The following is a 22,510-nucleotide window of genomic DNA, read 5'->3' as shown; positions in this document are numbered from 1 at the left end:
CCCGCGGGGGTGCACGCACCCGGCGGCGCGCCCGCCATCCGGGTGCGCGGCGTCGTGAAGCGCTACGGCCCGATCACGGCGGTCGACGGCCTCGACCTCGAGGTGCCGGCCGGCTCGTGCGTCGGCCTGCTGGGCCCGAACGGCGCCGGCAAGTCCACCACGATGAAGCTGCTCACGGCGCAGGCGATCGCCGACGAGGGCGAGCTGGAGGTGCTCGGCTTCCGCCTGCCGGGCGAGTCGAAGCAGGCGCGCGCCGCGTGCGGCGTGGTGCCGCAGCTCGACAACCTCGACACCACGCTGACCGTCGAGCAGAACCTGCTCGTCTTCACGTACCTGTACCGCGTGCCGCGCCACGAGCGGCGCGCCGCGGTCGACCGGGCGCTCGCCATCGCCAACCTCACGGACCGCCGCGCGAGCCGGGTCGACGCCCTGTCGGGCGGCATGCGCCGGCGCCTGCTGATCGCCCGCGCGCTCGTGCACCGGCCGAGCCTCGTGCTGATGGACGAGCCCACCGTGGGCCTCGACCCGCAGGTGCGCCAGGAGCTGTGGGCCCTCATCGGCGCGCTGCGCGCGGAGGGCGTGTCCATCCTGATGTCCACCCACTACATCGAGGAGGCCGCCCGCCTCGCCGACACGGTGACGATCATGTCGCACGGCCGCGCGGTGGCGGCCGGCGCCCCGGGTGACCTGGTGCGCGAGCACGCCGGCGGCGAGGCGGTCGAGGTCTACGGGCCGCCCGCCCGGCTGGCCGAGGTCGAGGCCGAGGCGGCCGCCGCCGGGCTGCGCACCCGCCGCACCGGCACGTCGGTGTCGGTGCTCGCCCTGGAGCGCGGCACCGCGCCGCCGCCCGACGGGGAGCGCCGCCCGGCCAACCTCGAGGACGTCTTCGTGCTGCTCACCGGGGAGGACATCGCGTGACGACCCGACCGGTCGCCGGCGGCCGGCGCCTGCGCCGCCTGGAGGGGCCGGCGCTGGCCGGCGTGCTCGTGCGCGAGGTGATCAACTTCTCGTCGTACTGGCGCTCCACGACGTTCTCGTCGACCGTCGAGCCCACCATCTACCTGCTCGCGTTCGGCTTCGGCTTCGGCTCGCTGGTGTCGACCGTGGCCGGCTACCGCTACGTGGAGTTCGTCGGCACGGGGACCGTCGCGACCGCGGTCCTGTTCTCGAGCGCCTTCCCGGCCATGTTCGGCACGTTCGTGAAGTACCAGTACCAGCACACCTACGACGCGATCCTCGCCGCGCCGGTCGACACGGAGGAGCTCGTCACCGGCGAGATGCTGTGGATGGCCGCCCGGGCGGGCGTCTACGGCTGCGCGCCGATGGTCGTCGCCATGGTCTTCGGCCTCGACCCGAGCTGGGGCATGCTGACGGTGCCGTTCATCGCCTTCATCGCCGGGCTCGGCTGGTCGGCCTTCGGCATCACGATCGCCGGCCGCATGAAGGCGATCGAGAACTTCAACTACGTCATCAGCGCGGTGCTGACGCCGCTGTTCCTGGTGGCCGGCACCTTCTTCCCGCTCGACGAGCTGCCCGGCTGGGCCCGCGTGCTGGCCCAGTTCAACCCGCTGTACCACCTCGTGGAGCTCGTGCGGCACGCGGTGTTCGGCTGGGAGGGGGCGGTCGACCTGCTGCACCTCGGCGTGCTGGTGGCGTTCGGCCTGCTGACCTGGCGGCTGGCGGTGGCCGCGATCACCGCGCGGCTCATCACCTGACCCGGCTCACGCCGGCGTCGCCAGCTCGCGCGTCACCTGCACCGGCCGGCGCAGCACGTCCAGCACCGGGCAGTGCTCGTCGGCGGCGGCGGCGAGCTCGCGGTAGCGCTCCGGCGCCTCCGGGCCCTCCACGGCGACCCGGATGCGGATCGCGCCGTACCCCGCGGGGGCGTCCGCCACGCCGAGGAAGCCGCGCAGGTCGATGTCGCCCTCCACGTCGACCGCGATGCGCCCGACCGCGATGCCGAGCTCGGACGCCCACAGCCGGTAGGTGACCGCCTGGCACGTGGCGAGGCTGGTGAGCATGAGCTCCACGGGGCTCTGGGCGGTGTCGGTGCCGCCGAGCGAGCGGGGCTCGTCGGCGTGCACCACGTGCGAGCGGGCCGTCGTGGAGCAGCGCATCCCGTCGGTGAGCTCCGTGGCGACGCGCACGGTGACCCGCGCCCGGTCCGGGTCGTCCCGGTACCGGGCGGCCACGCCGCGTGCGGCGCCTCGGCCATCGAGGGCGATCGTAGCGATCCGCACACGCCCGGCGCGGCGCGTATCCTGCGGCGGTCCAGGGCATCGATGCGGGGGAGCGATGAGAGGCCTCACCTTCCAGGGCACGCGCGAGGTGCGCGTCGCCGACGTGCCGGATCCGGGGATCGCCGACCCGGGCGACGCGGTGGTCCGGGTCACCATGGCCGGCATCTGCGGGTCCGACCTGCACATCTTCAACGCGGGCGAGGCCTTCGGCTTCCAGCCGGGCGCGCGCCTGGGGCACGAGTTCATCGGCACCGTCGAGGAGGCCGGCCCGGAGGCGGGGGTCCGCCCCGGCGACCGCGTGATGGCCTCCGTCTCCACGATGTGCGGCGAGTGCGGGTTCTGCCGCGAGGGCAAGGCCTACGCCTGCGTCCGCTGGTCGATGTTCGGCTGGGCGCCGCGCACCTGGCGCCACGGCGGCGACGTGCAGGGCGGCCAGTCGGAGTTCGTGCGCGTGCCGCTGGCCGCCACCACCCTGCACCGCATGCCCGAGGCGCTGGCCGGCGAGGACCGCGAGGCCTCGCTGCTGCCGCTGGTCGACGTGATGTCCACCGGCTGGCACGGGCTCACCGCCGCCGGCACGCAGGCCGGGTGGTCGGTCGCGGTGATCGGCGACGGCGCCGTCGGCCTGGCGGCCGTCCACGGCGCGCGCGCGAAGGGCGCCGAGCGCATCGTCTGCCTGGGGCACCACCCCGACCGCCTCGAGACGGCGACGGCGCTCGGCGCCACGCTGGTCATCGACTCGCGCGACGACGAGGAGATCCGCGAGGCCGTGCGCGAGCACACCGGCGGCGAGGGCGCCCACGTGGTCGTGGACACGATCTCGGGCGACGCGTCGATGGCCACCGCGCACGCCTGCGTGCGCGCCGGCGGCACCATCGCGTGCCTCGGCATGGACCACTTCATGGGCAAGGTGCCGGGCATCAACTGGTTCGACCAGTTCACCCGCAACATCTCCGTGACGGGCGGCCTGGTGCCCGGGGCGGTGTACCTGCCGGAGCTGCTCGGCCTGCTCGAGGCCGGCCGCATCGACCCGGCGCCGATGCTCTCGCACCGGCTGCCCCTCGAGGACGCTGCCGAGGGCTACCGGCTCATGGCCGAGCGCGTGGAGGGCGTCACGAAGGTGGCGCTGCAGCCCGGGCGATGACCTCGCGCGCCCGGCTGGCCGCCGCCGGACAGGAGCACCTGGCCGACCGCCTGGAGCGCCTCGACGGCGAGGCGCGCGCGCGGCTGCAGGCCGAGATCGACGCGCTCGACCTCGACCTGATCGGCCGGCTCGTCGGCGAGCTGGTCGGCGACGGCGCGCCCCCGCACGAGGGCGCGATCGAGCCGCCCGACCCCGACGGGCTGGTGGCGCTGCCGCGCGACGACGGGGACGTGGTGCGCGACGCCCGGGCCCGCGAGGCCGGCGAGGAGCTGCTGCGCTCCGGCGCGATGGCCGCCGTGCTGCTCGCCGGCGGCCAGGGCACGCGGCTCGGCTTCGAGGGCCCCAAGGGCCTCTTCCCGTTCGCGCCGATCACCGGCCGGGTGCTCTTCGAGCACCACGCCGCCAAGATCGCCGCGGTGCGGAAGCGGTACGGCGCGGCGCTGCCCTGGTACATCCTCACCTCGCCGCAGAACGACGCGGTCACCCGCGAGGCCTTCCGCGAGGCCGGCTGGTACGGGCTGCCGCCCGAGTCGGTGCGCTTCGTGGTGCAGGGCACGCTGCCGGCGGTCGACCGCGCCACCGGGCGGATCCTGCTGGAGGCGCCCGACCGCCTGGCGCTGTCGCCCAACGGGCACGGCGGCCTGCTGTCGGCGCTGCGCGACGCCGGGGCGCTCGACGAGATGGCCCGCGAGGGCGTGCGGACGATGTTCACCTTCCAGGTCGACAACCCGCTCGTGCGGGTCTGCCGGCCGGAGCTGCTCGGCCACCACTTCCTCGGCGCGGCCGACATGTCGTCGGTCGTGGTGCGAAAGGTGGGGCCCGAGGAGAAGATGGGCGTCATCGCCCGCGTCGACGGCCGCACCGGCGTCGTCGAGTACAGCGACCTCTCGCCCGAGATGGCGGCCGAGCGCGACGACAGGGGCGAGCTGGTCCTCTGGGCCGGCTCGATCGCCGTGCACTGCGTCGACGTGGCCTTCGCCCGCCGGCTCACCGACGGCGGGCTGCAGCTGCCGTACCACCGGGCGGTCAAGAAGGTGCCGTACGTCGCCGAGGACGGCGCGCCCGTGGAGCCCGATGCGCCGAACGCGGTCAAGTTCGAGACCTTCCTCTTCGACGCCCTGCCGGCCGCCGAGCGCACGGTCACGGTCGAGGCCGCGCGCGAGGACGAGTTCTCGCCGATCAAGAACGCCGAGGGCGCCGACTCGCCGGCGACCGCCCGGCGCGACCTCAACCGGCTCTACGCGCGCTGGCTCGCCGACGCCGGCGTGATGGTGCCGCGCGACGCCGCCGGAGAGCCGGTCGACCTCGAGATCGACCCCCGCCGGGCGCTCGACCCGCACGAGCTGGCGGCCTCGCTGCCGCCCGGCTTCACGGTCGACGGACCGACCGTGATCGGCCCGCCCGGCTGAGCGCGCGTCAGCGCGGGCCGGGCCGGGGCCAGGCGCTGACCAGCGGGAACGGCGGCACGGGGCCGCCGCCGCCGGGGTGGATCTGGAAGTGCAGGTGGGTGGGGGTGCCCCGCGCGTCGCCGCTGTCGCCGACGTAGCCGATCACGGTGCCGCGCGACACCCGGGCCCCCTCAACCGCCGCGGCCGCGTAGGCGTCGAGGTGGGCGTAGTAGAACTCGGTGCCGGCGTCGTCGCGCAGCCACAGGCGCCAGCCGCCGAGCCCGTTGGCGCCCACCTTGAAGAGCGTGCCGTCGGCCACGGCCACGACCGGCGTGCCGCGGTCGGCGAACAGGTCGATCCCCTCGTGCGAGCGCCCGCCCGCCCGGGGCGCGAGCCAGTCGTCCGCGAACGTCGCCGGGCCGGCCACCGGGAACAGGTGGTCGCCCGCCGGCAGCGCGCCGGGGAGCGGCGCGGGGCCGCCCGCGACGGGCAGGGCGCTGAGCGCGGCGTCCCGCGCGCGGGCCAGCGCGGCCAGGCGCTCCCGCAGCCCGTGCTCCTCGTCCGCGGCGGCGCAGCTCCGCGCGCGCCGCGCGCAGCAGGCGACGCCGCTCGGCGCGCAGGGCGGCGAGCTCGTCGCCGCGGGCCTGCGCGGCGGCCAGCTCGCGCTCGGCCGCGCGCTGGGCCTCGGCCCGGCGCCGCTCCAGCGCCGCAGCCGGTCCCGCCGTGCGCGCAGCCCCGCGACGGTCGCGGCGTCGCGGCGCGCGACGCCGTCGAGCGCGGCGCCCACCTCCTCGGCCTGGGCGAGGCCCCCGCTCGACAGCAGCACCTCCACGAACGAGGGCGAGCCGGCGACGTAGAGCGACACCAGCCGGTCGGCGAGCGCGCCGCGCAGGCGCCCGAGCTCGCGGCCCGTGATGTCCAGCCCCCGCCGGGTGGCGCGCGCCTCGGCGCGGGCGGCGTCCAGGCGGTCGAGCGCGGCGTTGCGCGCCGCCGCCGCCGCGCCCATGCGCAGGTCGAGGGCGGCCACCTCGCGCCCGAGCGCCGCGACCTCGGCGCGCGAGCCGGCGAGGGAGGGCGCCGCCGCGGCACGCCCGTGCGGCCAGGCCGCCGCGAGGGCGAGGAGGACGGCCGCGAGCGCGGCCAGGCGGATGGCGGGGAGGGCTCGACGCATGCGGTGGCCCGGGCGCCCGCCCGTGCGGGACGCGGGGGCATCCCATCGATCGGCCGATCCGGGGCCGCCATGAGCCCCGCGGATCGCGGCCGGGTCCTACCGGCGGACGCGCACCTCGCGGGGGAGGTGGAAGAAGACGCCCTCCGCCGAGGGGACCTCCTCGCCGCCGCGCGCGTAGCCCGCGATGACGAGCGCCGTGGCGACCTCCTGCACGAGCACCTCGGGCGCCGAGGCGCCGGCGGTCAGGGCGACCCGCCGCTTGCCATCGAGCCACGCCGGGTCGAGCTCGTCGACGTCGTCGATCAGGTGGGACTCCGCCCCGGCCGTGCGGGCCACCTCCACCATGCGGTTGGAGTTGGAGGAGTTGCGCGAGCCCACCACCAGCACCAGGTCGGCGCCCTCGCGCACGCTCTCGCGCACCGCGTCCTGCCGGTTCTGGGTGGCGTAGCAGATGTCGCTCGACTTGGGGCCGCGCAGCGCGGGGAAGCGGCGCTTCAGCACGTCCACGATCGCGGTGGTGTCGTCGATCGAGAGCGTGGTCTGCGTGGTGAGGGCGACGGCCTCGGGGTCGGGCACCTCGACGCGCTCGGCGTCCTCGACGCTCTCCACGACGATCACCGACCCCGGCGCCTCGCCACGGGTCCCGATGACCTCCTCGTGGTCCGCGTGGCCAACGAGCAGCACGGTGTGCCCCCTGCCGGCGTAGCGGCGCACCTCGGCGTGCACCTTCGAGACGAGCGGGCAGGTGGCGTCGATGACGCGCAGCTCGCGCTCGGCGCACACCCGGCGCACCTCGGGCGAGACGCCGTGCGCCGAGAGGATGAGCGTCTCGCCGCGCGGCACCTTGTGCTCGCTGTCCACGAACACGGCGCCCTTGGCGGCCAGCGAGCGCACCACGTACTGGTTGTGCACGATCTCGCCGCGCACGTAGACCGGCGGGCCGAGCTCGTCGAGCACCCGCTCGACGGTCTCGATGGCCCGCTCCACGCCGGCGCAGTAGCCCCGCGGGGCGATCAGGTCGAGCTCGGTGCTCACGGCACCCAGGGTACCCCACGCGAGCCCGTATCGTCCCCGGCATGGGCGAGGTGGCGATCACGGAGCGGGGCGAGGGCCCCCCGGTGCTGCTCCTGCACGGGCTGAACGGCTTCAAGGAGGGGTGGGGGCCGCTGCCCGGCGCCATCGCCGCCGCCGGCATGCGCGCCGTGACGGCCGACCTCCCCGGCAGCGGCGCCAGCCCGCGGCCGGCGCGCGGCCGCGCGGCGCCCGCCGCGCTCGCGCGCGCGGTCGAGGCCCTGGCCGACCGGCTGGGGCCGCTCGCGCTCGTGGCGCACTCGCTGGGCGCGCAGGTGGCGATGCTCGCCGCCCGGGCGCGCCCCGCGCTCGTGCGCCGCCTGGTGCTGTTGGCGCCGTGGGTCGAGCCGCACCGCCGGCGCATGCCGCCGCGCGGCGTCGCCGACCTGCTGGCGCTGCCGCTCGTGGGCCGTCCACTCGCCCGGCTGGCCATCCGCGCCATGCGGCGCGACCCCGCGCGCCGGCGCGCCGCCTTCGCGGGCGCGCTGGGCGACCCGGCCGCGCTCGCGCGCGACCCGGCCGCGGCCGCGCTGCTCGAGGAAGCCGCCGCGCGCCTGGCCCGGGCCGACGTGCGGGCCATGGCCGACTGGGCCGCGAGCGGGATCCGGCTCGACGTGCGGCCCCTCGCCGCGGGGATCGCCGCGCCCGCGCTCGTGGTGGCCGGCGACCGCGACCGTGTCACGCGCGCCGATGGCGCCGCGCGCCTGGCGGCCGCGTTCCCCCGCGGGCGCCTGCTGCGGGTGCCGGGCGCCGGGCACTTCCCGCACATCGAGCGCCCCGGCGAGGTGCTGCCGGCCGTCGTGGAGCACCTGCGATGACCGGCGCGCTGCTCGACGTCGCCCTGCGCGCCGCCCGCGCCGCCGGCGACCTGCTGCTGGAGCGCGCCGGCGGGCCGGTGAGCGGCCTCGCGTCGAAGTCCAGCCGCACCGACCTCGTCAGCGACACCGACCGCGACGCGGAGGCGCTCGTGCTCGGCGTCATCCGCGAGGCGCGGCCCGACGACGCGATCCTCGCCGAGGAGGGCGGCGGGGGCGCGGGGCGGTCGGGCCTCGAGTGGGTGGTCGACCCGCTCGACGGCACCATCAACTACCTCTGGGCGATCCCCCAGTGGTCGGTCAGCGTGGCGGTGCGCGACGCGGAGGGGGCGCTGGCGGGCGTCGTGCACGACCCCTCGCGCGGCGAGACGTTCCACGCCGTGCGGGGCGGTGGCGCCTCTCTGGGCGACGCGCCCCTGCGGGTGCGCGACGGCGCGCCGCTCGGCGAGGCCCTGGTCGCGACCGGCTTCGACTACCGCGCCGAGGAGCGCGCCCGCCAGGCGCGGGTGCTGACCCGGGTGCTGCCCGCCGTGCGCGACGTGCGCCGCTTCGGCTCGGCCGCGCTCGACCTGGCCTGGCTGGCGGCGGGGCGCGTGGACGGCTACTACGAGTGGGGTCTCAACCCCTGGGACTGGGCGGCGGGCGACCTGCTCGTGCGCGAGGCCGGCGGCGCCGTGGAGCGCCTCGGGCCCGCGGGGCTCGTCGCGGCCGGGCCGTCGCTGATCGGGCCCCTGCGCGACCTGGTCGAGGGCACCGGGGGGTGAGCGCCCCGGCCGCGGCGCGGCTCTGGGAGGTCGACCTCGCCCGCACCGTGGCGATCCTCATGATGGTCGCCTACCACGCGGCCTACGACGTGGACCTGCTCGGGCCCGGCGTGGACATCGACCCCTTCTCGGGCGGGTGGCGGGCGCTGCAGGTCGCCACCGGCTCGTCGTTCCTCGCCGTGGTGGGCGTGAGCGTGGCCGTGGCGAGCGGCCGGGCCCGGGCGCGCGGCCTCGGCGCGCGCGCGGTCTACCGGCGCCGCCTGCGCCGCGCCGGCGAGGTGGCCGCGGCCGCGCTGCTGGTGAGCGCCGCGACCCGGGTGGCGCTGGGCGACGACTACGTGCGGTTCGGCATCCTCCACTGCATCGCGGCCGGGATGGTGATCGCCCCGCTGCTGGTGCCGCTCGGCCCGGGGGGCAACGCCGCGCTGGCCGCGGCGGTGCTCGCCGCGGGCCTGCTGGTGCGCGACGCCGGGCCGTCGGACGTGCCCGGCCTGATGGTGGTCGGCGTGCCGACCGGCGGGGGCGAGGGCGTCGACTGGTACCCGCTGCTGCCGTGGCTGGCGCCGCTGCTGCTGGGGCTGGCCGCGGGCCTGGCGCTCTACCCGGGCGGCCGGCGCGGGCCCTGGGGCGCGCGGCTGCGCGAGCCGCGCGGCGCCCGGGCGCTCGGCGCGCCCGGGCGGCACGCGCTGCCGATCTACCTGGTGCACCAGCCGCTGCTCATCCCGCTGGTGGCGGGGGCGCTCGCCCTCGCCGGCGTCGAGGTGAGCTGGGATCGCTTCACATGACGACGCCGCCGTTGACCGACAGCACCTGGCCCGTGATGAAGCCGGCCGCCGGCGAGCCGAGGAAGGCCACCGCCTGCGCCACCTCCTCCGGCCGGGCGGCGCGGCGCATGGGCGTGGCGCGCACCGCGCCCTCCACGATGCGGGCGCCGACCGGGTCGGCGCGCAGGCGCTCCTCGAACGCCGTCCGGGTGACCGCGGGCGAGACGCAGTTGACGCGCACGCCGTCGCGGGCCACCTCGCGGGCGAGCGACTTGGAGAAGGCCACCACCGCCGCCTTGGCCCCCGCGTAGACGGCCTCGCCCCAGCCGCCCACGCGCGCCGTGTCGGAGGCGATCGAGACGATCGCGCCCCCGTCCGGGGCGGCCCGCAGGGCGTCGAGCGCGGCGAGGCAGCCGTTGAGGACGCCGGTGTAGTTGATCGCCACGATGCGGTCCCACAGCTCGGGGCCGGTCTCGGCGAAGGGCGCCGGCCGGTCCCAGCCGGCGTTGTTGACCCACAGGTCGAGGCGGCCGTGCCGGGCGAGGACCCCCTCCACCACCGCCCGGGTGGCGGCGAGGTCGGTCACGTCGTGCGCCACGCCCTCCAGCCGCCCGGCGAGCGGGCCCGGCACGTCGGCGACCGCGGGGTCGAGGTCGGTGGCGACCACGAGGGCGCCGCGCTCGACGAGCGCGGCGGCGATCGCGGCACCGATGCCGCCGGCGCCGCCGGTGACCACGGCGACCCGGCCGTCCATGCGGGCGGGGTCGGCGCTCATGGCGCCGGCTCCGCGAAGCGCTGGAAGGTCCCCTGCCCGCACGCCACCATCCGTCCCTCCGCGTCCTCGGCCTCGGCGGCGGCCACGACGGTCCGCCGCCCCTCGTGCAGCACGCGGCCCCGCGCGCGCAGCGTGCCCGGCGGCGCGGGCGCGGTGAAGTTGAGCTTCATCTCGACCGTCGCGCAGCCCTCGCCCCCGGGCAGGCGGCCCAGGATGGCGAGCCCCATGGCCGCGTCGATGAGCCCGGCCACGGCGCCGCCGTGGGCGGTGCCGTACGCCTGCAGCAGGGCCGGCGTCACCTCGAGCGCCATCTCGCTGCCGGCCTCGTCGGCGCGGGTCACCCGCATGCCCACGGTGCGGTACCAGCCGCATTCGTTCCAGCGGCGCAGCAGCGCCGCCCCGCGATCCGCGTCGCTCACGAGCCCCCCTCTCCGCCGGCGCCCGCGCCGGCCACCAGCCGGGCGACCGCCGCCCGGTCGACCTTGCCCGATCCGGTCTGCGGCAGCTCGTCCGCGACGACCAGCGCGCGGGGCCGCTCGTGCGGGGCGAGCGCCGCCGCGCAGCGCGCGTGCAGGGCGTCCCGCAGCCCGGGCGGCGCGCCCGGCGCCGCCACGACGGCGCCCACCCGCACGATGCCGTGCGCGTCGGGCACGCCCACCACGGCGGCGTCCGCCACCGCCGGGTCGGCGCGCAGCGCGGCCGCCACGCGCGCGGGCTCGACCCACAGCGCGCCGGCCTTGAAGCGGTCGCCGGCGCGCGCGACGAACGCGTAGCGGCCGTCCGGCCGGCGCCGCACGATGTCGCCGGTGTGCAGCCAGCCGCCGCGCAGCGCCCGGGCCGTGGCCGCGGCGTCGCCGCGGTAGCCCGTCATGACGGTCGGCCCGCGCACCAGCAGCTCGCCGTCGCCGGCGAGCCGCACCGCGTAGCCCGGCACCGGCGTGCCGACCGACCCGGGCCGCGCCGACCCGGGGCGCTCGGCCAGGTAGAGGTTCGTGGCCTCCGAGCACCCGAGGGCGTCGGCGATCCGCAGCCCGAGATGCTCGCTCACCTCGCGCCAGACCGCCTCGGGCAGCGGCTCGCCGGCCGACACGGCGAGCCGCACGCCGGCGAAGGCCGCCGGGTCCACCCGGCCGTCGGCGGCGTGGCGCGCCAGGCGGCTCCAGCCGGTGGGCACCCCGAACAGCGCCGTGACGCCCTCGCGGCAGGCGCGCTCCGCGGCGGCGGGCGTGCGCGGCCCCGGCTCCAGGCGGGCGCTCGCGCCCGCGCCGAGCGGGAAGTAGAGCGAGTTGCCGAGCCCGTACGAGGAGGACAGCCCGGCCATCGACCAGGTGACGTCGTCCGGGCGCAGGCGCAGCACGCGGCGGCCGTACGTCGCCAGGCAGGCGGGGATGTCCCCGTGGCGGTGCTCCGCCCACTTCGGCGGCCCCGTGGTGCCGGAGGTCGAGAGCATGTAGCAGGGGTCCTCGCGCCGCACGTCGGCCGGCCCCGGGTCGGTCGACGCGCCCTCGAGGGCCGCAGCGAGCTCGTCGTCGTCCGCGACCGGCGCGCCCGCGCCGGGCAGCGGCCGGTCGCTCACCACGAGCGCGGGCCGCAGGCGGGCGGCCAGCCCCGCGACGGCCTCCGCTTCGAGCAGCGGGCTGGCGAGCGCGCACACCGCGCCCGCCCGCACCGCGCCGAGGAACAGCGCCACCCATCCGGGGCCGTCGTGCAGCGCGATCATCACCACGTCGCCGCGGCCGACGCCGCGCCCGCGCAGCCAGCCGGCCGCCCGCCCGCTCGCCCCCGCCAGGCGCCCGTAGCTCCAGGCGCCGCCCGCCCAGCGCAGCGCCGGCCCGTCGCTGAGGAGGGCCGGGTTGTCGTCCAGCAGCACGGCCGAGAGGTTGGCCCGCCGCGGGGCCCGCCTCCCGGCCGGGACGGTGACGGGGCGCCCGCTGGGCGCCCCGTCGGTGCGGGTGGGTGTCACGTCCCCGTCAGTGGGTCATGGTGCCCGTGGCGTTCTCGGTCCTGAGGAGGCCGACCGCGCCCTTCGTCGCGTTGGTGAAGTCGTGGGTCACGAAGGGGTAGGTGCCCTCCTGGTCGAGCCTGAACTCCGCGATGGCGCCCTGCGAGGCCGAGAGGTTGAGGGTCTGGTTGCCGATCGAGAGGTTCTCGTCGTGGACCCCGTCGATCCAGGCCTTGTCGAAGATCGTGCCGACCACGTGGAAGGCGGACCAGGTGTTGGGCCCGGCGGCGAGGAGGAAGACGCGGATGCGCTCGCCCTTCTTCACGACGATCGGGTCGTCCTTGTACTGGCCGGCGTAGCCGTTGAAGGCGACCACGTCCGGGATGCCGCTCATGAGCTTCTCGTTGTCGGCCGGGTTGCCGGGGGTGTCGGAGACGTAGAAGTCGGACTGCACGAGGGCGAGCTCGCGATCGACGGCGGGCAGGCCGCCCTCGGGCTCGACGATGATCATCCCGTACATGCCGTTGGCGATGTGGTGCACGACCGGCGCGGTGCCGCAGTGGTACATGAAGACGCCGGGCGTGGTGGCCTCGAAGCTGAAGGTGAAGCTGTCGCCGGGGGCGACGTCGCGGAACGCCTTGTCGGGCGCGATCCGGGCGGCGTGGAAGTCGACCGAGTGGGGGAGCTTGGTCCTGTTGCGGATCGTCACCTTGACGGTGTCGCCGACGCGCACGCGCACGACCGGCCCGGGCACCGAGTCGTCGAACGTCCACACCTTGACGACCTTGCCGGGTGCGATCTCGACGAGCTTCTCGGTCATGTCCCAGTCGATCTCGTGCACCTTCGCCGCGCGGTAGGCCGGCGCGTCCGCGCTCATCGTGTTCTTCGGGGCGGCCGGCACCTCGGCCGCCGCGGCGACGGTCCCGGGGTGGCCGCCGTGCCCCTCGGCCGCGGCCGGGGCGGCCGCCGCGACCGGGGCGGCCGCGTCGGATCCGCCGGCCGAGATGGCGGCGCTCAGGCCGGTGGCGGAGAGCCCCAACGCGGCGATCAGCATGACGGCGACGCGACCGCGGCTGCGACGGGTGGGGTGGGGCGTGCCCGGATCGAACATCTGCGCTTCCTCTCCGATGGCGGCGGGGCCGCTCGGCCGGATTTCTCTGTGATGTAATGTAATAAACCCTATGCCGAACATTTCGACCAGTCACCAACGGAATAAAACGCCGGATGACACCGGCAACCCGGACGAACGTCCCGGGCTCTCGCCGGAGGAGGCCCGCGCGGTGGCGCACCCCTCGCGCCGGCGCATCACCGAGGCGCTCGGCGCGGCGACCGGCGGGCTGACCGTGTCCGAGCTCGCGGAGCGGGTGGAGCTGCACCCCAACGCCGTCCGCCAGCACCTCGAGGTGCTGCAGCGCGCCGGGGTGGTGGTGAAGGCGCCGTCGCCGCCGACCGGCCGCCGCGGGCGGCCCAGCGCCCGCTACGCGCTCGCCGCGCCGCACGGCGTCGCCGCGGTCGGTCACCGCGAGCTCGTGCGCCTGCTGCTGGAGCTGGTGCGCCGGGCCGGCACGGACGAGGACGGCGTCGAGGCGTTCGGCTGGGAGCAGGGCCGGCGCCTGGTCGGCGACGACGCGGACGTCGACGACCTGACCGCCGCCTTCGCGGGCCTCGGCTTCGCGCCCGAGGAGGTGACCTCGGCCGCCGGCCGGCGGGCGGGTGAGCGGGACGTGCGCCTGCGCGCCTGCCCGTTCAAGGACGCCGTGCTGGCCCCGGGCGGGCACCTGATCTGCGCCCTGCACCGCGGCCTGGTGCGCGGGGCCCTCGAGCGGGTCGACTACGACGCCGAGCTGTCGATCTTCGAGCCCAAGCACCCGGTCACGGCCGGGTGCCGGGTGCTGGTCACCGGGCTGGAGCCCCGGTGAGGCTGCTGCTGGGCCATCGCTCCGCGGGGCTCATGGCGCTCGCGGCGCTCGCGTGGCTCGCCGGCTGCGCGGTGCTGGCGGCGGCGGCGGGCGAGCTCGCCGACGGCCGCTGGTACACGCCGCGGCTGCTGGCGGCGAGCCACCTTGTGGGCCTCGGCTTCCTCACCGTCACCATCGCGGGGGCCCTGCTCCACCTGGCGCCCAACATGTCGTCGCGCCCGCCGTGGGGCGGGCGGTGGCCCGGGCTCCTGATCTGGCTCGGCGCCGTGGCGCTGGCGAGCGGCCTGGGGCTCGGGGCGGGCGCGCTCGAGGCGCTGGGCGGCCTGCTGCTGACGGCGGGCGTCGGCGGGCTGCTCGTGGCGGTCGCCGGCCTCTGGCGCGGCCGCCGCGGGTCGTGGCCGGAGCCGCTGGCGGGCCTGGTGGCCTCGGCGCTCTGGCTCGCCGGCGTGCTCCTCCTGGGCCTCGTGATGGTGGCCGACCGGCGCTGGGACGTCTGGGACGTCGACCGGGCGCGCCTGATCGGGGCGCACGCCGTCATGGCGACGCTCGGCTGGGCGGGCGGCCTGATCGTGGCGATGGCGACCCGGATGGCGCCGATGATGCTCATCGCGCCGGTGCGCGGGGTGCGCGCGGCCCGCGCGGCCATCGCCGGCTGGCACGCGGGCGTCGCGCTGCTGGTGGCGGGCCTCGTCGCCGGCGCCCGCCCGCCCGCCCTGGCGGGGGCCGCCCTGATCGTGGCCGCGATCGGCGCGTTCGTGGTCCACGTGGCGGGCGCCGCGCGCCGCGGCCGGCGGCGCCCGCCGCCCGCGGTGCAGCACCTGGCGGCGGGCCTCGCCGCGCTCGTCGCCGCGGCGGTCCTCGTGCTGGCCCTGCCGGCGTGGCGCGCCGCCCCGGCCGCGCTCCTGCTCGCTCTCGTCGGCTTCGCGGCGGGCGTGACGGCGGGGCACATCCTGGTGATGGTGCCGACGATGTGCTGGGTGGCGCGCTTCGGCGGCCTGCGCCGCGGCGGCGGGACGCCGCCCCCGGTCGCCCACCTGGCGCCCGCCCCGCTCGCCCGCGCAGAGGGTGCGGCCTTCGCGATCGGCGTGGCCCTGCTGGCCTCGGGCACGCTCGCCGGCTCCGCCGGCCTGGCGCGCGCCGGGGCGCTCGCGCTGCTCGTCGCGGCCGCCGGCGTCGTGGCGGCGATCGCCGTCGCCGCCGTCCGCCCCTGGGCGGGCGCCGGCCGCGAGCGCGTGCCCCTGCGGGCGACCGTCCGCTAGGCGGCGGCCGCGCGGATCGCGCGGTCGAGGTCCCACGCGATGTCGTCGAGCGTCTCCAGGCCCACCGCGACCCGCACCATGTCGTCGGTGACGCCTGCGGCGGCGAGGCCCGCCTCGTCGAGGCGGCGGTGGGTCGTGGACGCGGGGTGGATGATGAGCGTCTTGGCGTCGCCGACGTTGGCCAGGTGGGAGCACAGCTCGCAGGCCTCGATCAGCCGCCTGCCGGCCTCGCGGCCGCCCTTCACGCCGAAGGTCAGCACGCCGCCCGCGCCGCGCGGCAGGTAGCGGGCCACCCGGGCCGCCTCGGGGCTGTCGTCGAGGCCCGGGTAGGCGACCCAGTCGACGCCGGGGTGGTCGCGCAGGATCCGCGCCAGGGCGAGCGCGCTCTCCACGTGGCGGTCCATGCGCAGCGACAGGGTCTCGAGCCCCTGCAGCATCAGGAAGGCGGTGAACGGCGACATCACCGGGCCCAGGTCGCGCATCGTCTCGACCCGAGCCCGCATGATGAACGCGAAGTCGGCGAAGGTCTCGGCGTAGCGCAGCCCCCGGTAGCCCGCGCTCGGCTCCACCATCTCGGGGAAGCGTCCCTCGGCCCAGGGGTAGACGCCGCCGTCCACGAGCACGCCCCCGATGCTCGTGCCGTGCCCGCAGATCCACTTCGTGGCCGAGTGGCACACCAGGTGCGCGCCGTGCTCGAGCGGCCGGCACAGATAGGGCGTGGCGAACGTGTTGTCGATCAGCAGCGGCAGGCCGTGCTCGTCGGCGACCCCGGCCACCGCCGCGATGTCGAGCACGTCGAGGCGGGGGTTGCCGATCGTCTCGCCGTAGAGCAACCGGGTGGCGGGCGTGACGGCCGCGCGCCAGGCGCCGAGGTCGGCCGGGTCGACGAACGTCGTGGTGATGCCGAACCGTGCCAGCGTGATCGCGAGCTGGTTGTGGCTGCCGCCGTAGAGGTGGCGCGAGGCCACGATGTGGTCGCCGCTGCGCAGCAGGGTCACGATCGCGACCATCTGGGCGGCCAGGCCGCTGGCCGTGGCGAGCGCGCCCACGCCGCCCTCGAGGCTCGCCATGCGCTCCTCGAACACCGCGGTCGTCGGGTTCATGAGGCGCGTGTAGATGTTGCCGAAGCGGTTGAGGTCGAACAGGTCGGCCGCGTGGTCGGCGTCCTCGAACACGTAGGCCGCGGTCTGGTGGATCGGCACGGCGCGCGAGCCGGTCACGGGGTCGACGCGCTGGCCGGCGTGCAGGGCGCGCGTGTCGAAGCCGAAGGCGCGGCGCTCGTCGGCCCGGCCGCTCACGGCCGGAACGCCGCCATGCGCCGCGAGCCGATGACGCCGGTCGAGAGCCCGACCACGTCCAGGCCGCCGAAGAAGCGGCAGTGCTCGATCTTGATGCAGCGGTCCTGCACCACCTGCAGGCCGGCCGCGGCGGCCCGGGCGGCCGACCCCTCCTCGCGCAGCCCGAGCTGCAGCCAGACGACCTCGGCGCCCAGCCGGATCGCGTCGTCCACGACGGGCGGGATGTCCACGGCGCGCCGGAACACGTTGACGATGCCGAGCGGCCCGCGCTCGGCCGCCTCGTCGAGGCTCGCCGCGCAGGGCAGCCCGTCCACCGCGTCGCAGGTCGGGTTGACCGGCGTGATCGCGTAGCCCTGGGCCCGCATGTGCACCATCACGCGGTGGCTGGGGCGGTCCTCGCGCGGCGACAGGCCCACCATCGCGATGCGCCGGTGGCGCTCGAGGATGCGCCGCACCTCGTCGGAGGGCGCGCCGTCGGCCATGCCGGCGAAGCGGGCCACCGGCTCAGTCCCCCAGGGACTCGCGCATCAGCCGCACGAGCTCGCCGGTGCCGCGCTGCGGCGAGGGCGGGTCCCACCAGATGTTGGCCTCGACGATGACCGGGCCGTCGGGCGTGACCGCCACGTCCCAGCCGATGCAGCGCATCGGCAGGAACCGCCGGGCGGCCGTGTGCACGAGGTCGACCACCTCGTCCCACAGCGGCACCCGCGCCCCGGGGGCCGGGGTGCCCGGGATGCTGCCGGCCGGCACCAGCTCGAAGCGCCGCCGCTCACCGGCGCGGATCACGGGGCCGAGGGTGCCGTCCCGGAGGTCCTGCACGATCGACAGCACGTTGCCGGTCGTGCCGCCGTGGAAGTTGTCGATGACCCCGCCGCCCACGGCGAGCCGCCACTGCGAGTTGATCACGCGCGGCTCGTTGAGCCGGTCCATCAGCGTGATCACCCGCAGCGTCTGCAGGGCGCGCCCGCCCCCCGGCATCTCGGGGTGGTCGCGCAGGCGCTCCTGCACGAGGTGGATGTGGAACTGGCGGTCCTCCGCGAGCTCGCGGCACAGCGCGTCGGCGCTCGTCGGGCCGGCGCCCACCACGTGGAGGGCCCCGTCGCGGCGGGACACCAGCCGCACGCCGAGCCCGTAGTAGCCGCGCGCCGGCTTGACCACGAACTCGTCCGGGACGGCGGTCTCGAGGTGCCGGGCCCAGTCGGACGGGCCGGTCAGCACGGCGCCGGTGCGCGTCCACGCCGGCCCGGACTCGCAGAGGATGGCGTGGAGGACGGGCACCCGCACGCCGACCGCCTCGGCGTAGCGGTAGAAGATCGCCTTGTCCTCGGTCAGGTACCAGAGCTCGTTGGGGTTGAGCGCGGCCTGCTCGCGGACCATCCGCCGTTTGGGGACCCGGTCGTCGAGCTCCGCCTGCCCGAGCGAGGGGTCGAACAGCCCCAGCGTGTACGCCTCGTCCAGCGTGAAGCCCCGCCGTGCCAGCAGGTCGACCGCCCGCCGGGCCAGCGCGGCGTCGCGCCCGGGGTGCTCGGCGCGCGTCGCGCGGGCGATCTCGGCGGTCCGGCCGGCCCACGAGCGCGCCTCGCGCAGGCGCCAGCCGGCCGCGTGGGCGATCCTTCCCCGCAGCCGGGCGGCCGCCGCGAGCGCGCTCACGCCGCAGCCCTCAGGGCGTCGAGCGCGGCGCGCACCCCGTGCACGGAGCCGACCGGGTCCCACCACATGTTCGCCTCCACGATCGTCGGCCCGTCGGGGGTCACGGCCACGTCCCAGCCGAGCGTGCGCATGGGCAGGAAGCGCGGCGCCGCGAAGCGCACGAGCTCCAGGCACTCGTCCCACATCGGCATCCGCGTGCCCGGCGCCGGCGCGTTCGTCCCGGGCGGCGGCTCCACCTCGCGCAGGACGCCGTCGTCGCCGACCGCGGTGAGGCCCAGGACCGTGCCCGACGCGGGATCGAGCGGCGCGACCAGGTTCCCGGTCGCCCCGTGGCGGAAGTTGTCGATGACGTTGCCCTCGAGCGCCGACCTGAAGAACGCGTTGAGCGGCCGGACGGACCCGTCGCGCTCCACGAGCGTCGCGATGCGGGCCGTCTGGACGGCGCTGCGCGCGCCGGGCACCCCGGGCGCGTTGGTGATCCGCTCCTGCACCACGTGGATGTGGAACTGGCGATCGGCGACGAGCTCGCGCGCGAGCTGCGCGGGCGTGACCGCCTCGCCGCCGAGCTGGTGCAGCAGCCCGTCGCGCCGCTCGACCACCCGCACGCCCAGGCCGTGGTAGCCGCGGGCCGGCTTGACCACGAACGTGTCGGGCAGGCCCTCGGCGAACAGGCGCTCCCAGTCGCCGGCGCGGGCGAGCGGCTCGCCCGTCGCCGACCAGCCGGGACCGGTGTCGCAGAGGATCGCCAGCAGCGCCGGAACCCGCACGCCGACCGCCTCGGCGAGGCGGGAGAAGACCGCCTTGTCCTCGGTCAGGTACCAGAACTCGTTCGGGTTGAGGCGGGCCTGCAGCGCGATCAGCTCCCGCTTGCTGACCGAGGCGTCGACGAGGTCGTCCGCCGCGCGCGGGTCGAGCAGCCCGAGGGTGTAGGCCTCCTCCAGCCCGAACCGGCGAGGCCCCAGCAGGTGGGCCGCGCGGCGGGCGAGCGGCAGGGCCGCCCCCGGGCCGCCGTCGCGCAGGACCGCGCCGGCGATCCACGCGCTGCGGCGCGCCCGCGCGGCGCCGTCGCGCCCGCGGCGCGCGAGGCCGCGCGCGACGCGCAGTGACTGCCGACGGGCCTCGTCGATCATCGCTCGCCTCGGGTCGTGGTGGCCGCGCGTGAGTCTATTCGCAGCGCCCGGGGGCCGGTTCACAGGTCGTTCACGACAGCGTCACACCGTCGTCACCTGTGCTGCGCGACCCTGGGGATACCGTCGCCGCGGTTTCCACGGGGCGCCGATCCGGGCGGCCCCGCACACGTCGGAAGGAGCACCACCACATGGCTCGTGCACGTCGCTTGGCCACGGTCGCCGCAGCCGCGGCGCTCGCCGTGGGCTCGCTCGGCCTCGTCGCATGCGGCGACGACGACGACGGCTCGGCGGACACCACCGGCGGCGGAGGCGCCGCCTCGCTCTCCGGGGACATCCTGATCGACGGCTCCTCGACCGTCGCGCCGCTCTCCTCGGCGGCCGCCGAGGCCTTCGCCGGCGAGCACTCCGGCGTCAACATCACGGTCGGCACGTCCGGCACCGGCGGCGGCTTCGAGCGCTTCTGCGCGGGCGAGACCGACATCTCGGACGCCTCGCGCGCCATCAAGGAGGACGAGGCGGCGGCCTGCGAGCAGGCCGGCGTCACCTACCAGGAGCTGCGCGTCGCCTCCGACGGCATCACGGTCGTCACCGGCGCCGGCGCGGACGTCGGCTCCGACGACATCACGATGGACCAGCTGAAGGCGGTCTGGATGCCCGACTCGAAGGTCAAGAACTGGGCCGACATCCCGGGCGGCTCGTTCACCAGCGCGCCGCTCACCCTCGCCGGCCCCGGCTCGCAGTCGGGCACGTACGACTTCTTCAACGAGGAGGTCCTCGGCGAGGACGCGAGCGGCGAGACGATCACCCCGCGGCAGGACTACACGGCCTCGGAGGACGACAACGTGATCGTGCGCGCCGTCCAGAGCGCCGAGGCGGGCATGGGCTACTTCGGGTTCTCGTACTTCGAGGAGAACCAGGACACGCTGAAGGCGCTGTCGGTGGACGGCGTGGCGCCGTCGGCCGAGACGATCACCTCCGGCGACTACCCGCTCTCGCGGCCGCTCTTCATCTACGTGAAGGATGCCTCGCTCGAGCGGCCCGAGGTGGCCGGGTACGTCCGCTACTACCTCGAGAACGCCGTCCAGCTCGCCGAGGACGCCCAGTACGTGCCGGCACCGCAGGACTCGCTGGACGAGGCGCTGGCCAAGCTGCCGGCGGAGCAGTAGGACGGACGTGGCGCGCGCCGGGACCACCCCGCCGGCCGAGGGGCCGGCGCCGCTGCGGCGTCGCCGCCGCCGCCCGCTGGAGCAGGTCGCGATCCTGCTCCTGGCGGCGGCGGCGACGATCTCCGTGCTGGTCACGGTGGGCATCGTCGTCACGCTGCTCGACGAGGGCCTGCCGTTCTTCACCGAGGGTGACGTCTCCGTGTGGGAGTTCCTCACCGGGACGGTCTGGCAGCCGGTCAACGACTCCTTCGGCGTCCTGCCGCTGCTCGTCGCCTCGCTGTACATCGCCGGCATCGCGGCCCTCGTCGCCATCCCCCTGGGCCTCGGCTCGGCCGTCTACCTGTCCGAGTACGCGCCCGAGCGCGTCCGCCGCACGGTCAAGCCGGTGCTGGAGCTGCTGGCCGGCATGCCGACGATCGTGCTCGGCTTCTTCGCCCTCGAGTCGCTCGTCCCCGCGCTGAAGGCGATCGGGGTGCTGGACGAGACGCAGCTGTTCAGCGCGCTGGCGGCCGGCATCGTGGTCGGCATCCTCATCACGCCCCTGATCAGCTCGCTGGCGGAGGACGCGATGCGCGCGGTGCCGCGGTCGATGCGCGAGGGCGCGTACGGCGTCGGCGCGACCCGGCGCCACGTGGCGACCCGCATCGTGTTCCCCGCGGCCCTGTCGGGCATCGCGGCCGGCGTCGTCCTCGGGCTCTCGCGGGCGGTGGGCGAGACGATGGCCGTGACCCTCGCCGCCGGGGCGCAGCCCAACCTGTCGGGTGACCCCACGGCGCCGATGCAGACGATCACCGCCTACATCGTCCAGGTGTCCCAGGGCGAGGCGACCCGCGGCAGCCTCACCTACACCTCCATCTTCGCCGTCGGCATCCTGCTCTTCGTGGTGACCCTGCTCATCAACCTGGTCGCGGTGCGCATCGTGCGCCGCTTCCGCACCGTCTACCAGTAGGGGGCGCTCCCGCATGGCCATCGACACCCCCTCCGGGCGCGGCCTCGCCGCCCCGCGCCCGCTCGCCAAGAAGCGCATCCGCCCGGCCGATGCGCTGTTCTTCGGCGGCGTGCTCACCGCGGTGCTCATCTCGATGGGCGCGCTCGTCTGGCTGCTCGTCTCGATCCTGGTCCAGGGCCTGCCGGTGCTCGACTGGGACTTCCTGACGAACCGCACCTCCACCAACCCGGAGCGGGCGGGGTTCAACTCATCGATCCGGGTCACCTTCGTGATGATGGTGATCACCTTCGCCGCGGCCGTGCCCATCGGCTTCGCCGCGGCGCTCTACCTCGAGAAGTTCGCCAACCTGAGCCGCGACCAGCTCCTGACCTCGGCTCGGGCGCGCGAGCGGCGGCTCGCCGAGCTGCGCGCCGCCGACGCCGGCCTCCCCCGGCTGGCGCTGGCGGTCGCGCGCACCCGGATGTCGTTCGCCTGGGCCCGCCTGGGCCCTCCGGTCAACCGGGCGGTCGATGTCAACATCTCCAACCTGGCGGCCGTGCCGTCGATCATCTACGGCCTGCTCGGCCTGGCCCTGTTCGTGTCGATCGTGGGCCTGCAGAAGAACATGCTGGCCGGTGCGCTCACCCTCGCGCTCCTCGTCCTGCCGATCATCATCATCGCGAGCCGCGAGGCCGTGAAGGCGGTGCCCGTCTCGATCGAGCAGGGCGCGATGGCGCTCGGCGCGACGCGCTGGCAGGCCGTCTCGCGGCAGGTCTTCCCGGCCGCCCTGCCGGGCATGCTGACGGGCACGATCCTCGCGCTGTCGCGCGCGATCGGCGAGTCGGCCCCGCTCATCGTGGTGGGCGGCGTCGTCTTCGCCACCCAGGTGCCGAGCCTCAACCCTCTCCACGCCGACGACACCCCGCTGCTGGCGATGCCGCTGCAGATCTTCTTCTGGGCCGGCGAGCCGCGGCAGGAGTTCCAGGATCTGGCCGCCGCCGGGATCATCGTCCTGCTCGGTACGCTGATCGTGATGAACCTCGTCGCGATCGTCCTCCGCAACAAGTTCAGCCGACGCTGGTAAGG

23 protein-coding genes are annotated in these 22,510 nt (G+C 76.4%); 12 read left to right on the top strand and 11 right to left on the bottom strand.

Annotated elements, in window-relative coordinates:
- Positions 1-9: 9 nt before the first annotated feature.
- On the top strand, positions 10-918 hold the full coding sequence (locus ITJ85_RS15845) for an ABC transporter ATP-binding protein (RefSeq protein WP_217914075.1): 909 nt from the start codon (positions 10-12) through the stop codon (positions 916-918).
- Positions 915-1,715 carry an ABC transporter permease gene (locus ITJ85_RS15840; RefSeq protein WP_217914074.1) on the top strand — a complete coding sequence of 267 codons (801 nt, stop codon included), beginning with the start codon at positions 915-917 and terminating at the stop codon, positions 1,713-1,715. The genes ITJ85_RS15845 and ITJ85_RS15840 overlap by 4 nt, the downstream gene beginning before the upstream one ends.
- A gap of 6 nt (positions 1,716-1,721) precedes the next feature.
- Here ITJ85_RS15840 and ITJ85_RS15835 read toward each other — a convergent pair whose 3' ends face one another.
- Positions 1,722-2,192: an OsmC family protein gene (locus tag ITJ85_RS15835; protein ID WP_217914073.1), complete on the bottom strand. Its 471-nt coding sequence runs from the start codon at positions 2,190-2,192 to the stop codon at positions 1,722-1,724.
- Between the two features lie 103 nt (positions 2,193-2,295).
- Here ITJ85_RS15835 and ITJ85_RS15830 point away from each other — a divergent pair, with 103 nt between their 5' ends.
- Both ITJ85_RS15830 and ITJ85_RS15825 read left to right on the top strand, forming a co-directional pair.
- On the top strand, positions 2,296-3,384 hold the full coding sequence (locus ITJ85_RS15830) for a zinc-dependent alcohol dehydrogenase (RefSeq protein ID WP_217914072.1): 1,089 nt from the start codon (positions 2,296-2,298) through the stop codon (positions 3,382-3,384).
- The gene (locus ITJ85_RS15825) at positions 3,381-4,793 is read left to right on the top strand and encodes a UTP--glucose-1-phosphate uridylyltransferase (protein WP_217914071.1); all 1,413 of its coding nucleotides are present in this window, start codon (positions 3,381-3,383) and stop codon (positions 4,791-4,793) included. Before ITJ85_RS15830 ends, ITJ85_RS15825 begins: the two co-directional genes overlap by 4 nt.
- 7 nt (positions 4,794-4,800) lie before the next feature.
- Here the strand turns inward: ITJ85_RS15825 and ITJ85_RS15820 are convergent, their stop codons facing one another.
- A complete protein-coding gene (locus ITJ85_RS15820; RefSeq protein WP_217914070.1) occupies positions 4,801-5,943 on the bottom strand; it encodes a M23 family metallopeptidase in 1,143 nt (380 codons plus the stop codon).
- Positions 5,944-6,039: 96 nt separating this feature from the next.
- Positions 6,040-6,978 carry a 4-hydroxy-3-methylbut-2-enyl diphosphate reductase gene (gene ispH / locus ITJ85_RS15815; RefSeq protein WP_217914069.1) on the bottom strand — a complete coding sequence of 313 codons (939 nt, stop codon included), beginning with the start codon at positions 6,976-6,978 and terminating at the stop codon, positions 6,040-6,042.
- Positions 6,979-7,019: 41 nt separating this feature from the next.
- Between ispH and ITJ85_RS15810 the strand changes: the two genes are divergently transcribed.
- Genes ITJ85_RS15810 through ITJ85_RS15800 form a run of 3 tightly spaced genes read left to right on the top strand, consistent with a single transcriptional unit; the run spans position 7,020 to position 9,378 of the window.
- Positions 7,020-7,832: an alpha/beta fold hydrolase gene (locus ITJ85_RS15810; protein WP_217914068.1), complete on the top strand. Its 813-nt coding sequence runs from the start codon at positions 7,020-7,022 to the stop codon at positions 7,830-7,832.
- A complete protein-coding gene (locus ITJ85_RS15805; protein ID WP_217914067.1) occupies positions 7,829-8,593 on the top strand; it encodes an inositol monophosphatase family protein in 765 nt (254 codons plus the stop codon). The genes ITJ85_RS15810 and ITJ85_RS15805 overlap by 4 nt, the downstream gene beginning before the upstream one ends.
- Positions 8,590-9,378, top strand: a complete 789-nt coding sequence (locus ITJ85_RS15800; protein ID WP_217914066.1) for a heparan-alpha-glucosaminide N-acetyltransferase domain-containing protein — start codon at positions 8,590-8,592, stop codon at positions 9,376-9,378. The genes ITJ85_RS15805 and ITJ85_RS15800 overlap by 4 nt, the downstream gene beginning before the upstream one ends.
- Here the strand turns inward: ITJ85_RS15800 and ITJ85_RS15795 are convergent.
- From ITJ85_RS15795 to ITJ85_RS15780, 4 genes are all read right to left on the bottom strand, one after another.
- Positions 9,371-10,132 carry an SDR family NAD(P)-dependent oxidoreductase gene (locus tag ITJ85_RS15795; RefSeq protein WP_217914065.1) on the bottom strand — a complete coding sequence of 254 codons (762 nt, stop codon included), beginning with the start codon at positions 10,130-10,132 and terminating at the stop codon, positions 9,371-9,373. The two genes, ITJ85_RS15800 and ITJ85_RS15795, sit on opposite strands and share 8 nt — an antisense overlap.
- A complete protein-coding gene (locus tag ITJ85_RS15790; protein WP_217914064.1) occupies positions 10,129-10,551 on the bottom strand; it encodes a PaaI family thioesterase in 423 nt (140 codons plus the stop codon). Before ITJ85_RS15790 ends, ITJ85_RS15795 begins: the two co-directional genes overlap by 4 nt.
- Positions 10,548-12,002, bottom strand: coding sequence for an AMP-binding protein (locus tag ITJ85_RS15785; RefSeq protein WP_217914063.1), 1,455 nt, complete (start codon positions 12,000-12,002; stop codon positions 10,548-10,550). The genes ITJ85_RS15790 and ITJ85_RS15785 overlap by 4 nt, the downstream gene beginning before the upstream one ends.
- Before the next feature lie 100 nt (positions 12,003-12,102).
- Positions 12,103-13,266: a multicopper oxidase domain-containing protein gene (locus ITJ85_RS15780; protein ID WP_217914062.1), complete on the bottom strand. Its 1,164-nt coding sequence runs from the start codon at positions 13,264-13,266 to the stop codon at positions 12,103-12,105.
- Here ITJ85_RS15780 and ITJ85_RS15775 point away from each other — a divergent pair.
- Together ITJ85_RS15775 and ITJ85_RS15770 are read left to right on the top strand one after the other, a co-directional pair.
- The gene (locus ITJ85_RS15775) at positions 13,256-13,993 is read left to right on the top strand and encodes a helix-turn-helix transcriptional regulator (protein WP_217914061.1); all 738 of its coding nucleotides are present in this window, start codon (positions 13,256-13,258) and stop codon (positions 13,991-13,993) included. The genes ITJ85_RS15780 and ITJ85_RS15775 overlap by 11 nt on opposite strands.
- The gene (locus ITJ85_RS15770) at positions 13,990-15,252 is read left to right on the top strand and encodes a hypothetical protein (protein WP_217914060.1); all 1,263 of its coding nucleotides are present in this window, start codon (positions 13,990-13,992) and stop codon (positions 15,250-15,252) included. Before ITJ85_RS15775 ends, ITJ85_RS15770 begins: the two co-directional genes overlap by 4 nt.
- Here ITJ85_RS15770 and ITJ85_RS15765 read toward each other — a convergent pair.
- From ITJ85_RS15765 to ITJ85_RS15750, 4 genes are read right to left on the bottom strand one after another with little or no spacing between them, the layout of a single operon-like run.
- Positions 15,249-16,550: an O-acetylhomoserine aminocarboxypropyltransferase/cysteine synthase family protein gene (locus ITJ85_RS15765; protein ID WP_217914059.1), complete on the bottom strand. Its 1,302-nt coding sequence runs from the start codon at positions 16,548-16,550 to the stop codon at positions 15,249-15,251. The genes ITJ85_RS15770 and ITJ85_RS15765 overlap by 4 nt on opposite strands.
- A complete protein-coding gene (locus ITJ85_RS15760; protein ID WP_217914058.1) occupies positions 16,547-17,050 on the bottom strand; it encodes a CoA-binding protein in 504 nt (167 codons plus the stop codon). The genes ITJ85_RS15765 and ITJ85_RS15760 overlap by 4 nt, the downstream gene beginning before the upstream one ends.
- A gap of 4 nt (positions 17,051-17,054) precedes the next feature.
- Positions 17,055-18,200, bottom strand: coding sequence for a sugar-transfer associated ATP-grasp domain-containing protein (locus tag ITJ85_RS15755; RefSeq protein ID WP_217914057.1), 1,146 nt, complete (start codon positions 18,198-18,200; stop codon positions 17,055-17,057).
- Positions 18,197-19,330, bottom strand: a complete 1,134-nt coding sequence (locus ITJ85_RS15750) for a sugar-transfer associated ATP-grasp domain-containing protein (protein ID WP_217914056.1) — start codon at positions 19,328-19,330, stop codon at positions 18,197-18,199. The genes ITJ85_RS15755 and ITJ85_RS15750 overlap by 4 nt, the downstream gene beginning before the upstream one ends.
- A 188-nt stretch (positions 19,331-19,518) precedes the next feature.
- Here ITJ85_RS15750 and ITJ85_RS15745 point away from each other — a divergent pair, with 188 nt between their 5' ends.
- Genes ITJ85_RS15745 through ITJ85_RS15735 form a run of 3 tightly spaced genes read left to right on the top strand, consistent with a single transcriptional unit; the run spans position 19,519 to position 22,508 of the window.
- Positions 19,519-20,496 carry a PstS family phosphate ABC transporter substrate-binding protein gene (locus tag ITJ85_RS15745; protein ID WP_217914055.1) on the top strand — a complete coding sequence of 326 codons (978 nt, stop codon included), beginning with the start codon at positions 19,519-19,521 and terminating at the stop codon, positions 20,494-20,496.
- A gap of 7 nt (positions 20,497-20,503) precedes the next feature.
- Positions 20,504-21,445 carry a phosphate ABC transporter permease subunit PstC gene (gene pstC / locus ITJ85_RS15740; RefSeq protein ID WP_217914054.1) on the top strand — a complete coding sequence of 314 codons (942 nt, stop codon included), beginning with the start codon at positions 20,504-20,506 and terminating at the stop codon, positions 21,443-21,445.
- Between the two features lie 13 nt (positions 21,446-21,458).
- Complete coding sequence (locus tag ITJ85_RS15735) at positions 21,459-22,508, top strand: PstA family ABC transporter permease (protein WP_217914053.1); 1,050 nt, start codon at positions 21,459-21,461, stop codon at positions 22,506-22,508.
- The last annotated feature ends 2 nt before the right edge of the window (positions 22,509-22,510 follow it).

Source organism: Miltoncostaea marina, assembly GCF_018141525.1.
Lineage (GTDB): Bacteria > Actinomycetota > Thermoleophilia > Miltoncostaeales > Miltoncostaeaceae > Miltoncostaea > Miltoncostaea marina.
The sequence above is the reverse complement of the archived record's forward strand: the minus strand, read 5'-3'. Positions and strand labels throughout refer to the sequence as shown.